This window comes from Lactiplantibacillus modestisalitolerans, from assembly GCF_005405425.1.
Classification (GTDB): domain Bacteria; phylum Bacillota; class Bacilli; order Lactobacillales; family Lactobacillaceae; genus Lactiplantibacillus; species Lactiplantibacillus modestisalitolerans.
The window spans coordinates 1-12,725 of the sequence record NZ_BJEA01000025.1; the positions used below are offsets into that span (position 1 = coordinate 1).

Here is a 12,725-nt window from a genome sequence, read left to right on the forward strand (position 1 = left end):
TTTGACTTCATCTCGGCACTAAAGTACCGAGTTTTCGCCTTGGCTACCGAGATGTGGGAGTTAGGCTCCGTAATAAATTTTATTAATTCGGATATTAACCGCACTACATGAATCACTTGCTATTCCAATGATTCAATCAACATCTCGTTTGCCAAATTCACCTTATCCATGGGACACTTTTCTACATACTTAACCTTTCGACTAACTGGATCAATCGTCTTCATTTGCTCCGTAAAAATGCTCCCCGTAGTTTTAGTACGACCATCAAGTGGAATATGCAGCGGAAAAGGAGCATGCCTATTTGAAATTGGCATGACACGTACTAGGTGCGTAAAGCGTTGAAAATCTTCATTCGAAATAATAACTGCTGGCCGATATCCCGCCTGCTCATGCCCCAACGTTGGATCAAACGAAAATTTAATGATGGAGCCTTTTGGAAAATATTCCCGTTGCATTTTTATATACAACCCCTTTTGGTTAAGATTTAGCGCACAGTTTGTCTATCTAACACTTAGTTTCATTAGAACATTTCTTTTCCAGTAGGCTTTCCCCAATCATATTCCATTGCTTGATTAGCTTTCCAATAGTCTTCTAAATTAAAATTATCAAACCTACGAGCAAGTTTTGATTCTGCTTTTTCTGGTGAAATTAGAATTTTACCATCCTCTACGGAAACTTGAACTGGCGCATTAATTGGATCAACAATGCCAATCTCTTTCAAAAGGGACTTTTTTAGTCGAATTCCTTGTGAGTTACCTAATTTAACAATTTTTACGGACTGCATCATCCTTCACCCCATTCATATGATTGGTTTTAAAACTCCTTGTAGAGACGCGACTGTTTACCATTTCAGCGCACCATCCCTCTCCTTAAAATACAAGCTAACGAGTAAAGGACTAGCATTTACAAGCAGCGTAAGTATACACCCCTGTATACCTACTGTCAAAATAAACGTAACTTCTAAAACAACCTCCCTACTACCAATTATCAAAGTTAGTCAAAAATCGTTTAAATGACACTATTTTTTTACGCTCACTTGCAAAATAACCATTTAAAACAAAAAAGGCAGTACCACTTCGGTACCACCTTTTCACCAAATCCCAGCAGCTATCTCTACATTGCCTCGACCGGCCTTAGGCGTATCTCAATTTCTAATCCAAGCCCATGCGCATATCGATTCAAAGTAGTCAGTGACGGCATTGAATCTAGTCGCTCAATTTTAGCCAATTGTGGCTGTTTCATTTTGATTTGTTCCGCAAAATCTTTTTGTGAAATTCCCCGTCGAATGCGTTCTGCTTGTAACTGACTAAGTGTATTAATGATGGTCATTTCGTCATCATTAATACTAGTAATCGACTGTTTATAATCTTTCCACGTCGTCATCACGACTACCCCTTTTCTCTGATCCGAACGCCTCGTGTACAAAAAAGGCAGTACCACTTCGGTACCACCTCTTCACCAAATTCCAGCGAATTCGGTCCATTTTTTAATTTTAAAAATCAGGCTTAAACGCGCCCTTGTGCGCATGAGAACGGCTAACTAACAGTCCGGCTATTCCCATTCAATTGTCGAAGGCGGCTTGCTCGTCACATCGTACACGATGCGGTTCACGTGGTCGACTTCATTGACGATCCGCACGGAAATCTTTTGCAAGACATCCCATGGAATTCGGGCAAAGTCCGCCGTCATCCCGTCAATTGACGTTACGGCGCGGATTCCGACCGTATAATCGTACGTCCGGCCATCACCCATCACCCCAACGGAGCGGATCCCTGGGAGGACGGTGAAGTATTGCCAGATTTCGCGGTCTAAACCAGCTTTTTTAATTTCATCACGGAGGATGTAATCACTATCACGAACGATAGCTAACTTGTCCTCGGTAATTTCGCCGATGACCCGAATTCCGAGACCGGGACCTGGGAACGGTTGCCGCCAAACAAGGTCGGACGGCATCCCCAGCTTTTCACCGAGTTCGCGGGCTTCATCCTTGAAGAGCGTCCGCAACGGTTCGATCAGCTTAAACTGCATGTCTTCCGGCAAGCCACCCACGTTGTGGTGCGACTTGATGGTTTGAGCCGTCGACGTTCCACTTTCGATGACGTCGGTATACAGCGTCCCTTGGGCTAAGAATTCCATCCCGTGTAACTTCGTCGCTTCCTCATCGAAAACTTGGATAAATTCGTTCCCAATAATTTTCCGTTTCTTTTCGGGATCACTAACGCCCGCTAACTTGCTTAGGAAGCGGTCCTTAGCATCGACCTTAATGATGTTCAAGCCAAACTTACCTTCCAGGCTCGCCATCACTTGGTCAGCTTCACCCTTTCGGAGTAAGCCGTGATCCACGAAAATACTGGTTAATTGCGTCCCAATCGCCTTATGCAATAGGACCCCAACCACGCTGGAATCGACCCCACCGGATAAACCTAGTAAGACCTTCTTATCGCCAACTTCGGCCCGGATCTTTTCGATTTGCATATCGATAAAGTCGTCCATTGACCAGTTCGCTTCTGCTTGGCAAACGTCAAACGCAAAGTGCTTTAAAATGTCGTTCCCGTAATCGGTATTCCGCACTTCCGCGTGGAATTGAATTCCGTAAAACTGCTTGTCAACGTTTTGAATCGCTGCGATTGGGCAGTTCTTAGAAGTCGCGACCACGTCAAAACCAGCCGGCGCCGCGGTGACTAGGTCCCCGTGACTCATCCAAACGGACTGTTCGGCCGGCGTACCCTTAAAGAGGTTGGCCGCGTCGTTCGTCACTTGGATGTTGGCTTTCCCATATTCACGATTATCCGCCGATTCAACCTTACCGCCCGGAAGCATGTAGGTCATCAGTTGCATCCCGTAACAGATCCCTAAAATTGGTAAGCCCAAATTAAAGATCTCCGGATCAACCCGAAAGGCGCCATCATCGTAAACACTGTTGGGACCACCCGAGAAAATAATCCCTTTAGGGTGGCGGGCTTTGATTTCTTCGGCCGTGATCGTATTCGGAAGTAATTCCGAATACACGCCGAAATCACGAATGCGCCGGGTAATCAGTTGGTTATACTGACTCCCAAAATCCAACACGAGGATCGAGTCGAATGACGCGGTGTTCGTTTTTGCCAAGTTGTTCACTCCTTTGGATTTGTTAATGTTCAATGGGTCTATCATACTGATTTCCGCGTGACCAGTCAATTAATATGAGAAATTTCTTAGCGTTTAATACTTACGAAAATAGACCGCGTCAATTAAATGGTGCGCGACCTTATGTAAAATCAAATCCGCACGATTCCGGGTCGGTAAGATATAATCATTCAAGTTTTTCAGGTCAACGTCTTCCCAAACGCCCTCGGCCATCGCAATCGCGTCGGCCGGATCACCAATCGCCCACGGATAAAAATAGTTCTGCGGGTCGTCTTTAGCAATCTTCATCAGCGCCTTGAACCGGTCTAAGTACCAGCTCTCAATTAAATCCGCATCCGCATCAACGTACACCGAATAGTCGGTAAAGTCACTAATGTAGATGTGCTGGTTCGACGGCAATTGTAAGACGTTAATGCCTTCAATAATCAAAATATCTGGGTGCGTGATGACGTTGTAGCGATTCGGAACGATGTCGTACGTCTGATGCGAATACACGGGTGACTTGGCGAGCGGCTTCCCGCTTTTAACGTCGTTTAGAAATTCGATCAACCGCGGCATGTTGTAGCTTTCTGGAAAGCCCTTGCGTTCCATCAGCTGCATTTTTTTCAACTCGGCGTTCGGGTACAAAAAACCGTCCGTCGTGATCAACTGCGTCCGCCGGTCCGGGTATAAGTATTTAAAGAGGATCTCCAACAGCCGCGCCGTGGTCGTCTTGCCGACCGCCACCGACCCCGAGACACCGATGATAAACGGCGATTGCTTGTTTTGCCGGCGCAAAAAAGATGATTCGGTTTCGCGCCAGGAGAGGTAATGCTCAAACTTCGCTTGTAACAGGCGGGCCAGCGGCATGTAGATCGCCTGCACGTCATCGAGGCTGATCCGGTCGTTAAACGCCTTGATTTCGCGCAGGTTCGCCGCGGTCAGGGGCACGTGCCCGTTTTGGTAAAATTGCTTCCACTGATCGCGTGAGAAGCGGTAATAATTCAACTGTTCTTCCATAATATGACTGCCACCATTACTAAATTAATGGCTAGATTATACCATGAAATTATCGTCAATCCGGCTGAAAATGGGAAAAAGTTGGTTAAATTTGAAAACGGTGTCAATCCCCATCCGAAAAAAGCGCCCCTAACCGCGGGCCGCCCAAAAGTGGTTCTGTACCAATTGGTGTTGAGATTGCCGCCAGCAGCGGGTGTCACCGGTTGGCGAAAACCCTGTGGGCATCTTTGTTAGCAAATCAACACTGCATACCATCGAACCCCAAATGCACTACGCGTCCGCATAGCGCACCGAAATAAACACACTACTTAAAATTAAAGCCGAACCAAGCGCAAACCCGAGTGTCAGCGCCTCACCCAGTAACCACCAGCCGAGCAACGTACCAACAATCGGTTGCAACAAATAAAACAAACCGGACGCACTCGTATCAATCAACGTTAGTCCCTTATTCCACATCACGAAGGCTAACGCCGTCGAAATCGCGCCCACGTAGAGCAAGCAGAACCAAATCTTGGGCGCCGCAAAATTAATCCGGGCCAGACTCGGAAAACTCCCCAGCATAAACGGCGTCAAACAAACCAGCGCAATCACCGTCGCGATGATCGTAATTTGAAGCGCGCTGTAATCCGGTACCTTTTTAATCAGCACCGACATCAACGACCAACTCAGCGCCGCTAAAATCAGGAGTCCCACGCCCATCAAAACGTGCCGGCCACTCAGATGCACGCCAACGATCATCACAACGCCCAGGGTCGCCATGATCAGCGCACAGATTTTGACCCGGTTGAGCTTTTCTTTAAACAGCAACCAGGCAAAGAGCACCATGAAAGTTGGGGTCGAGGCGGTCACGACCGCCCCGGTTTGGGCACTCGACAACCAGGTCCCGGTCTCCTGCATCACGATTGACACGGTGTAACCCGTCAGTCCAATCAGCGCAAACCACTTCGCGTCGCGCCAGCGAAAATGCCAGCGTTCCCGCTTGACTAGTGAAAAGCCAATCAGAAAGATCAACGCCACGAAGTAACGTAACCAGACGAGCTGCAACGGGTGAATCACCCCGACGACCTCCTTAACGGCCACGAAGGTCCCACCCCAGATGGCCGCCGCCACGCTTAGTAACACGGATCCAAACAACTTTTGCGAATTCATATTCTCCGACTCTTTTATCCCGAATTTTTAGCACCAATCTCTTTTCCGTCTGGTATTATAGCACGATAATTTTGAAATAATTAAACGCTAATCAATCTTTTTGAAAAAAAGCCGCTTTTTAATCCGGGTCGCCCTTCAACAAAGTCGCCGCAACGCACCCAGCACGGCGTTCCCGTGGCGACGATTAGTTTGGCTTATCCTTGGTTAATTAGGTTCGTGAATCACCTTAATCTTCGAGTGGCGCCGCCCGCACCAATTCGTGGGCGTACGCCGCGTTCAGTACCCGCTGGTCGGCCATGGCCGGGCCGACTAGCATCAAGCCCACCGGCCGCGTGCCAGCGGGAACCGCACACGGAATTGAAATTGCCGGTAAGCCCAACACGTTCCAAATGCCCGTGTTAACGTCCATCCCCATCGCCGCCGTTACCTGCGTCGTTAACGGCGCGTCCGGTTGCGGTAAGCGCGGCGCTCGAAACGGCACCGTCGGTAATGCCAGTAAGTCGCAAGCTTCAAAGGCCGTCGCGACCTTCGCCCGCAACGTCGCAATCAAATTCTGGGCGCGGTTATAGTAATTCATCGTGGGGTCCGTGCTCGTTAACCAGCCACTGTACACGATGGCCTGCACGATTGGCGCCAGTTCGGCGTACTGGTCCGGCTGAATGCGTTGGCGGAGCGCGTCCGTCACATCGTTGGGATAGCTGCCGGCCTGGCCGGCGGGCGCCCCGCCATTCAAAACTAACTGCCGGTAGGTACTGACCGTATTTAACACGTCGGCCAACGTCCGCCCCAGCCGCATTGCGGGCAACGTGATCCGCTTAACCGCGGCGCCCGCGCGTTTTAACTGGCCGATTTCGGCTAACACGGCCTGGTCCACGGCGGGTTCCGAGACCCCGAGCTGGAAACCTTCAGCGACGATCCCGATGGTGAGTTCAGACAAGTCGGGGTTGAGGTGGCGGTTGAAGGCCGTTTTCTCCGGGTTAGTCGGAGTTTGCCTAGGATCCTGACCATCGCGCCCCGCAATCACGTCCAGCGTCTTAGTCAACGTCGCGACATCGCGCGCCAACGGCCCCACCCCGTCCAACAGCGGGTCGACCGACACGATGCCGGTATACGGCACCAACCCGCGCGACGGCAAGTAGCCGTACACGCCACACCAGGCCGCCGGAATTCGAATCGAACCCGTCTGATCACAGCCGAGCGCCACGTCGACCTGGCCATCCGCAACCAACGCCGCCGCCCCACTCGAAGAACCGCCCGCCGAATACCCCGGCGCACTGGGATTGGCGACCGCCCCGGTATCCGCGGTAAAACTACTCCCCGCACAAAACAGGTTTTCGCTGACCGCCTTACCGGTCAGACAGGCCCCGGCTGCCAATAACCGTTGGACCACCGTCGCGTCCTCCGCCGGTCGAAACCCGGCCATCAAGTGGGTCCCCAGCTGCATCGGTAACCCCGCCACCGCCACGTTATCCTTTACGGTAAAGCGCCAATTGGCCAGCGGACCGTGGGCCGTTTTTTGAATCGCCGCTTTAACCAACCAGGCGTTCAAGCGGTCGTCCTGAAACGGCCGCTTTTGAAAGGCCCGCTCGGGGACCTGCAGCGGCTCCCGTTCGTCAGTATACGCGGCCAACTTGCGAAACGACGGCAAGAACCGCTGCTCAATCAGGTGCCAGTAGGTCGTGGCCGTCGCCCGCGATAGCCCGAGCTGCGCGGCAAACTGGTAAAATCGGTGTTCGTCACTAACCTTCATTTTGTTGCTTCCTTTCTAATGAGAACGTTGGGGCGCCGCAACACGGCCGTCAGCCCGGCTAGCCCCAAAATAATCGCTGAGATCAATAAGTTCTTGGGCGCCTGTTGCGATAAGGCGTACAGCGAGGCCGCAATCGTGATGATTGGCGCAATCACGCCGAGGCGACTGCGATACGGTAGCCGCGTTCGCCGCAGCCGCGCGACGAGGTCACAACTGCCGATTGACGCGTACAGGACCACGATCAGTACCGCGGTAAAGGCCACTAAGTCGCCCAGGTTGGAAATGCCATTAAGCGCTACCCCCAAGCCGCCAACTAGGATGGTTGCCTTCCACGGTGTTTGGTAACGTGGATGTAAACTTTGAAGCCAGCGGTTCAAGGCGCCAAACCACATGTGATCGCGACCGCTGGTGTACAGGACCCGTGAAAATTGTAGCAACACCGCAATCGTGCAGGCAAACATCGCCACCGCAATTCCTAAGCTTAGAAGAACGTGGCCCGGACCACCAAGTACACTTTGGGCAACATAGTTAACCGGGTTACCGGCGCGTAAAAACGCGGTCAGCGAGGGCGCCGCTAACATAATCAACGCCAACGGAATCAACTGGGCAATGATGCCAATGACCGCCGCAGTAATCACGGAACGCCCGACCCGTTGCTGGTTGCCCTTCAATTCTTCAGAAAAGTTCAGCGCCGAATCAAAACCATTAAACGACAGTAACATGACCGCCATGGCGGCAAACATCGTCGTCACCGTGACGGGCCGCACGTTGCCACTCACAAAGACGCGCCCACTAAAGAGAGTGCTAACGGGTTGTTGGAGGTGCAACAGGCACCCAACCGTAATGCCCGTGACGACCAGTAATTCCAACACTAGCAACCCGGTCGTAAATTTCCCGGTCGCCGAAATGTTCATAATCGCGATCCCCGTAGCCAGTAACATGATTACCACCGCCACCAGGTGCACGTTGAGTTGGGGAAAGACGGCCACTAAGTAGGTCGCCGCCCCCATCGACGTAATCGCGGGAATGAAAATTCCTTCCGCAAGGTACGCAATTAAAGCCACAAACCCCACCCGGGCGCCAAACACCCGGCTAATCACCGAATAGATTCCGCCCGACTGCGGAAAAGCGGAGCCAATTTCCGCCATCGTGACCGCAACGCAAAGGGCCGTCACCGCAGCCAATAGGGCGACCGTAAAACTACCGGTCCCGGCCAGCGCTAACACGACTGGAATGTTGGCGAACACGCCGGTCGTGGGCGAAATGTCCGACGTTGCTAACGAAATGGCTTCCACCAAATTTAACGACCGGTTTAACTTTCTCGGGAGCGGTTGAACCGCCCGTTGATTTGCTAAAACTTTCATTCTAATCGGCTTCCTTTCGTACCTGTCTGAATCCTGAATGACCAATTGCACTCCTCCGTGCTAACCACGTAACGCCCGCACCTCCACCGGCACCGCTAGCCAATCCATAGCCACCTGCGCCAACCGTTCCGGCTGACCAGTCGTATAATACTGATCATGACGCGCACCCGGCTGACGAGCCAACCTAGTGGCCCCTTCCAGGGTCATTGCGACCTGCGCCGCTAACGTGATGGCCGGGTCCACTAACTGGACCGCGGGGCCCAGAGCCGCCTGAATCGTCGCCCGCATTAGCGGAAAGTGCGTACAGCCCAAAACCACGGTATCCATGCCCGGCGTTTTTAAGCCCGCTAACTGCCGGTCAACCTGAACGACTTGGGCCCGCGTTAGTGGTAAATTTTCTACCATTGAAACGAACGACTGACAAGCTAATTGAACGACCCGGTTACGCGGCGACTCCCGGTGTAACGCCCGCACGTAGGCCCGCTCCTGAATCGTCCGCTCGGTGCCAATCACCCCAATCGTGTGCGTTTGTGACGTCTGGTTAGCCGCCTGACTGCCAGCCTCAATAATGCCAAAGACCGGAATCGGCAACGCCGCGGTCAATTCCGCCAGCATCAAAGCCGTGATCGTATTGCAGCCAATCACCAGCGCCTGTACGTCGCAAGCCAGGGCCTGCCGCACCAACCGCCACGTCAAGGTGCGCACCACGGCTTTAGATTTGGTTCCGTACGGGACGTGGGCCTGGTCGCAAACGTACACGAACTGCCGGGCCGGCAACCGCCGTTGCAGGGCGCGGAGCACGGACAGCCCGCCCACGCCCGAATCAATCACACCAATCGGTTGTTGTGTCATTCACATCAACTCCTAATCAAATTTTAATAATTAGTATAGCACGTGCCTCCTTGTCCACTAGTCCCACCCCCGAATCCTTATGAAAATAAAGTCCATCAGGCGCAACCCCACCATAATCTGGTGTTGTGGGCTAATAATTCGTTACAATGCAAAGCGATGCTTACCGTCCGAACAAACGCTGAGAACGCAAAAGCGGCCCGTCCCCAGCGTTTTGCTGAAGACGAGCCGCCTGTTATTGAATGCGACTTAATTTAGGTCCGTTGATGAGTGGGCCAACCGGGCCCGGGCTGCCGCGACGATGCGCGGATCCAACCCTAAGCGGGCCGCTAACCACATCGCTTCACTTTCCCCAACCTGGTTCAGTAGTAAGCGATACGTTGGCCGAAGCGTTTGGCGGTCAAACGCCATCGCGGCCGTGATAAAGGCCGGGGTGGCAACCGCGTAGCGTTTTATTTCGCTATAATGGGTCGTTACAATTAGTTTGGCTTGCCGGGCCAACAAATCGGCGATGATTGCGATCCCAAGGGCCGCGCCTTCGTCCGGATCGGTCCCACTCCCAATCTCATCCAATAAGACGAGGGCGTTAGGACGCAGGTTGGCGGTAATGTCGACGAGCGTCGTCATTTCACCCGAAAAGGTACTCAGTTGCGCGGTCAAGTCCTGCTGGTCACCGATGTCGAGCCATAGCTGATCAAAGACGGCTAAGTTGGTCCCGGGTTGCGCCGGAACTTCCAACCCCATTTTGATCATCAGTGAAAACAGGGCGATCGTTTTTAATACCACCGTTTTACCACCCGAGTTGGCCCCCGTAATCATCAGGCTCTGTCCCGCGGGCAAGGTGACGTTTAGTGGCACCGCCGTCGTGCCAAGAAGCGGATGCCGGCCACCAACGATCTTAACCAACTGGTCCGCGTTTAACTGGGGGCGAATCGCTCCCAGCGTTAACCCGTACTGACCACGGGCAAAAATTTGGTCCAGCCGACTAAAACTAGCCATTTGCGTCGCTAGTTCCGCCCAGTGCGCGTCTAGGTCACCCGTTAGCGTCGCGACGATTTGGTACACTTCCGCGTCCTCCTGCTCTAGGAGCGTCGCGAGCACCCGGCCGCTCTGCGTAACACTACCGGGCTCAAAGTAAACCGTCGCACCAGTCGCTGACTGGCCCAAAACGGTGCCCTTGAACTGGTGCTTATAGCTGGCCTTCAACTGCACCCCGTAGTGCTGATCACGCCGAATCACTTGGCGACTTTGTAACTGTCCCGGATGCTTCTGAATAAAGCGGGCGACCTCGGACTGCACCTTAGCCCGTTGTTGCCGCAACTGCTGCCGAATAGCCGCCAGTTCCGGCGTGGCCGCATCGCGAATACCGTGTTCGTCCACTGACTGCGCCAAGCGTTGCCGTAAACCGCGCAACGGCGTCACCGCCGCGACCAATTCAGCCAAGTGGGGGGCTTGCGTTGCCCGCGCCGCTAACACCCGCTTCAAGCGTTCCCAGCTCGTTAGCAGGGTCAACACCACCTGTAATTGGGCGGGGGTTAGTAAGCGCCCCTGCGTTAACTTCGTTTTAACTACGGTCAGTTCGTCCAGGTTGAAAAAAGTAAGCCGGACGTCTTCCGCCAACAGCGCGTGCGCCTCGTGCGTTAATGCTAACTCAGCGCTCACGGCCGCTAAATCCGGTAAAACCGGCGTCGCTTGAATCGCCGCTGCCGCTACTTGACTGTGCGTATAACTCGCAACCGTCGCCAACAATTGATCTAATTGTAACGTTTCTTGAATCTTTACTTGCATGTGTTCTCCTTAAGGCAAGGCAACACACTTAGATTGCCTGCCAAATCATGCGCAAACTGCGCAAGTGCCATTACCAGACAATTTTGCCACACTCATCAACTTCACCCTTTCCGTTTAAAATAATGGTCATAGCTTATCATCTTGATTACCTTTTGGCAACCTTTGCAAAAAAACACCCCCGAAACGCAAGCCTAAAGCCGGTCTCGGGGGCATTGGAAATGAGGTGATCCCTAATTAATAACTAACGATTCGGCGACTTGTCCAGCCTGCTTGAAGAGGTCTTCAATAATGAGCTTAGCTGGGCGAATGGTCGTCAACATGCCGGCAATTTCTCCGGCCATCGGCGTCCCATTAGCCATGTCGCCCTGGTCAACCGCCTTGGCAAACGAGCCGTCCGCCAACGCGTGCAACTGGTCAGCCGAAGCATTTTCTTGTTCCAAGGATAGGTACTGTTCGAGCATCGGGTTCTTCAGCGCCCGGACCGGATCGCGCTGACTACGGCCCGTCACGATCGTATCGGTGTCACTAGCGGCGAGGACCCGTTGCTTATAGGCCTCGGCAACCGGGCATTCACTGGCCGTCAGGAAGATGGTCCCACACTGGACGCCACTCGCACCCAGCGCGAACATGGCGGCAATCGAGCGGCCGTCACCGACGCCCCCGGCACCCACGACCGGAATGTCCACGGCGTCCACGACTTGTGGTAACAAGGCCATCGTCGACGTTTGGCCAATGTGACCACCGGACTCCTGGCCTTCAGCCACAACGGCGTCGGCTCCGGCCGCTACCATTTTATGGGCGTGGTGCACGGACGCGATGACGGGAATGACTTTAACCCCGGCAGCGTGCAGTGGTCCGATGTAGGACGCCGGGTTCCCAGCCCCGGTCGTAACGACCGGAACGTGTTCGTCAATGATGACTTGCGCCAGGTCCGGACAATTCTTCATTTGGAGCATTAAGTTGACCCCAAATGGTTTGTCGGTTATTTCACGAGTTGCTTTGATTTCAGCCCGCAGTTCGTCAGTCGAAAGTCCCGCCGAAGCCAGGATTCCCAAGCCGCCCGCTTCCGATACGGCGCCAACGAGTTCGTGTTTAGCGATCCGCATCATTGCGCCAGAAAAGATTGGGTACTGAATTCCTAATAATTCCGTAATTGTCATGTTGCCATCATCCTCCTCAGTCGTTGGTACTGGCAGTTCACTGCCGGGTGATTCTCCGTCTCCACTTATTGTTAAGATTATCACAATATCGGGATAATTACCATTGACATTTGGCTGGGGATGTCGCAAATTAGCCCTTCTTTACTCGTTGCGGGATGACCGGCGGGTCGTTAACCAGTGCCAGCTGGTTGTAATCGCTAACAAAATCAGTCCCCATAAAGAAAGGTGGTTAGAACCGCGCGCGTCAGTTTGTGGCAACCGTTGCGAACGAGATGCCGCCGATGCAGCTGATTTCTGGGCGGCCTGGCTAGGCTTAACCGCCGGACTGGCCCAATGAATTTCGACGACCCGCTTGGCAGGTTCCTCAGCTTTTACGGGGCTGGTGGTCCGCTGAACGGTCGCTTTGGAATCAGCTTCAACGGTCGGGACTGGTTGGATGTCCTGCACTGAATCCAATTCTGGCTCTGGCTCTGGCTCTGGCTCTGGCTCTGGCTCTGGCTCTGGCTCTGGCTCTGGCTCTGGCTCTGGCTCTGGCTCTGG

12 protein-coding genes are annotated in these 12,725 nt (G+C 53.1%); all 12 read right to left on the reverse strand.

The window, feature by feature from the left end:
- Window positions 1–119 precede the first annotated feature (119 nt).
- Window positions 120–455, reverse strand: coding sequence for a type II toxin-antitoxin system PemK/MazF family toxin (locus FFM79_RS12070; RefSeq protein WP_137643735.1), 336 nt, complete (start codon window positions 453–455; stop codon window positions 120–122).
- A 65-nt stretch (window positions 456–520) separates the two neighbouring features.
- Window positions 521–787 (reverse strand): AbrB/MazE/SpoVT family DNA-binding domain-containing protein, encoded by a 267-nt coding sequence (locus FFM79_RS12075; protein ID WP_225424453.1) that lies wholly within the window; start codon window positions 785–787, stop codon window positions 521–523.
- A 326-nt stretch (window positions 788–1,113) separates the two neighbouring features.
- Window positions 1,114–1,383, reverse strand: a complete 270-nt coding sequence (locus tag FFM79_RS12080) for a helix-turn-helix domain-containing protein (protein WP_137643736.1) — start codon at window positions 1,381–1,383, stop codon at window positions 1,114–1,116.
- Window positions 1,384–1,551: 168 nt separating this feature from the next.
- A complete protein-coding gene (gene guaA / locus FFM79_RS12085) occupies window positions 1,552–3,108 on the reverse strand; it encodes a glutamine-hydrolyzing GMP synthase (RefSeq protein ID WP_137643737.1) in 1,557 nt (518 codons plus the stop codon).
- Window positions 3,109–3,201: 93 nt separating this feature from the next.
- Window positions 3,202–4,125 carry a type I pantothenate kinase gene (gene coaA / locus FFM79_RS12090; RefSeq protein WP_137643738.1) on the reverse strand — a complete coding sequence of 308 codons (924 nt, stop codon included), beginning with the start codon at window positions 4,123–4,125 and terminating at the stop codon, window positions 3,202–3,204.
- Window positions 4,126–4,395: 270 nt separating this feature from the next.
- Window positions 4,396–5,274 carry a DMT family transporter gene (locus tag FFM79_RS12095; protein ID WP_137643739.1) on the reverse strand — a complete coding sequence of 293 codons (879 nt, stop codon included), beginning with the start codon at window positions 5,272–5,274 and terminating at the stop codon, window positions 4,396–4,398.
- 226 nt (window positions 5,275–5,500) lie between these two features.
- Window positions 5,501–7,024, reverse strand: a complete 1,524-nt coding sequence (locus FFM79_RS12100) for an amidase family protein (RefSeq protein ID WP_137643740.1) — start codon at window positions 7,022–7,024, stop codon at window positions 5,501–5,503.
- Complete coding sequence (locus FFM79_RS12105) at window positions 7,021–8,388, reverse strand: APC family permease (protein ID WP_137643741.1); 1,368 nt, start codon at window positions 8,386–8,388, stop codon at window positions 7,021–7,023. Before FFM79_RS12105 ends, FFM79_RS12100 begins: the two co-directional genes overlap by 4 nt.
- Before the next feature lie 60 nt (window positions 8,389–8,448).
- Window positions 8,449–9,240: a glutamate racemase gene (gene murI, locus FFM79_RS12110; RefSeq protein WP_137643742.1), complete on the reverse strand. Its 792-nt coding sequence runs from the start codon at window positions 9,238–9,240 to the stop codon at window positions 8,449–8,451.
- Window positions 9,241–9,486: 246 nt separating this feature from the next.
- Entirely contained in the window at window positions 9,487–11,025 is a 1,539-nt protein-coding gene (locus FFM79_RS12115) for an endonuclease MutS2 (protein ID WP_137643743.1), read from the reverse strand.
- A 230-nt stretch (window positions 11,026–11,255) separates the two neighbouring features.
- Window positions 11,256–12,185 carry a nitronate monooxygenase gene (locus FFM79_RS12120; protein WP_137643744.1) on the reverse strand — a complete coding sequence of 310 codons (930 nt, stop codon included), beginning with the start codon at window positions 12,183–12,185 and terminating at the stop codon, window positions 11,256–11,258.
- A 141-nt stretch (window positions 12,186–12,326) separates the two neighbouring features.
- On the reverse strand, window positions 12,327–12,725 hold a 399-nt coding region (locus tag FFM79_RS12125; protein ID WP_371852209.1), incomplete at its 5' end, for a hypothetical protein.

What these genes read in the sequence shown, in the direction of transcription:
- FFM79_RS12100 (WP_137643740.1), bottom strand. Translation starts at nt 7,024, where the DNA reads ATGAAGGTTAGTGACGAACACCGATTTTACCAGTTTGCCGCGCAGCTC.
- coaA (WP_137643738.1), bottom strand. Translation starts at nt 4,125, where the DNA reads ATGGAAGAACAGTTGAATTATTACCGCTTCTCACGCGATCAGTGGAAG.
- FFM79_RS12095 (WP_137643739.1), bottom strand. Translation starts at nt 5,274, where the DNA reads ATGAATTCGCAAAAGTTGTTTGGATCCGTGTTACTAAGCGTGGCGGCG.
- FFM79_RS12075 (WP_225424453.1), bottom strand. Translation starts at nt 787, where the DNA reads ATGATGCAGTCCGTAAAAATTGTTAAATTAGGTAACTCACAAGGAATT.
- FFM79_RS12070 (WP_137643735.1), bottom strand. Translation starts at nt 455, where the DNA reads ATGCAACGGGAATATTTTCCAAAAGGCTCCATCATTAAATTTTCGTTT.
- murI (WP_137643742.1), bottom strand. Translation starts at nt 9,240, where the DNA reads ATGACACAACAACCGATTGGTGTGATTGATTCGGGCGTGGGCGGGCTG.
- FFM79_RS12105 (WP_137643741.1), bottom strand. Translation starts at nt 8,388, where the DNA reads ATGAAAGTTTTAGCAAATCAACGGGCGGTTCAACCGCTCCCGAGAAAG.
- FFM79_RS12115 (WP_137643743.1), bottom strand. Translation starts at nt 11,025, where the DNA reads ATGCAAGTAAAGATTCAAGAAACGTTACAATTAGATCAATTGTTGGCG.
- FFM79_RS12080 (WP_137643736.1), bottom strand. Translation starts at nt 1,383, where the DNA reads ATGACGACGTGGAAAGATTATAAACAGTCGATTACTAGTATTAATGAT.
- FFM79_RS12120 (WP_137643744.1), bottom strand. Translation starts at nt 12,185, where the DNA reads ATGACAATTACGGAATTATTAGGAATTCAGTACCCAATCTTTTCTGGC.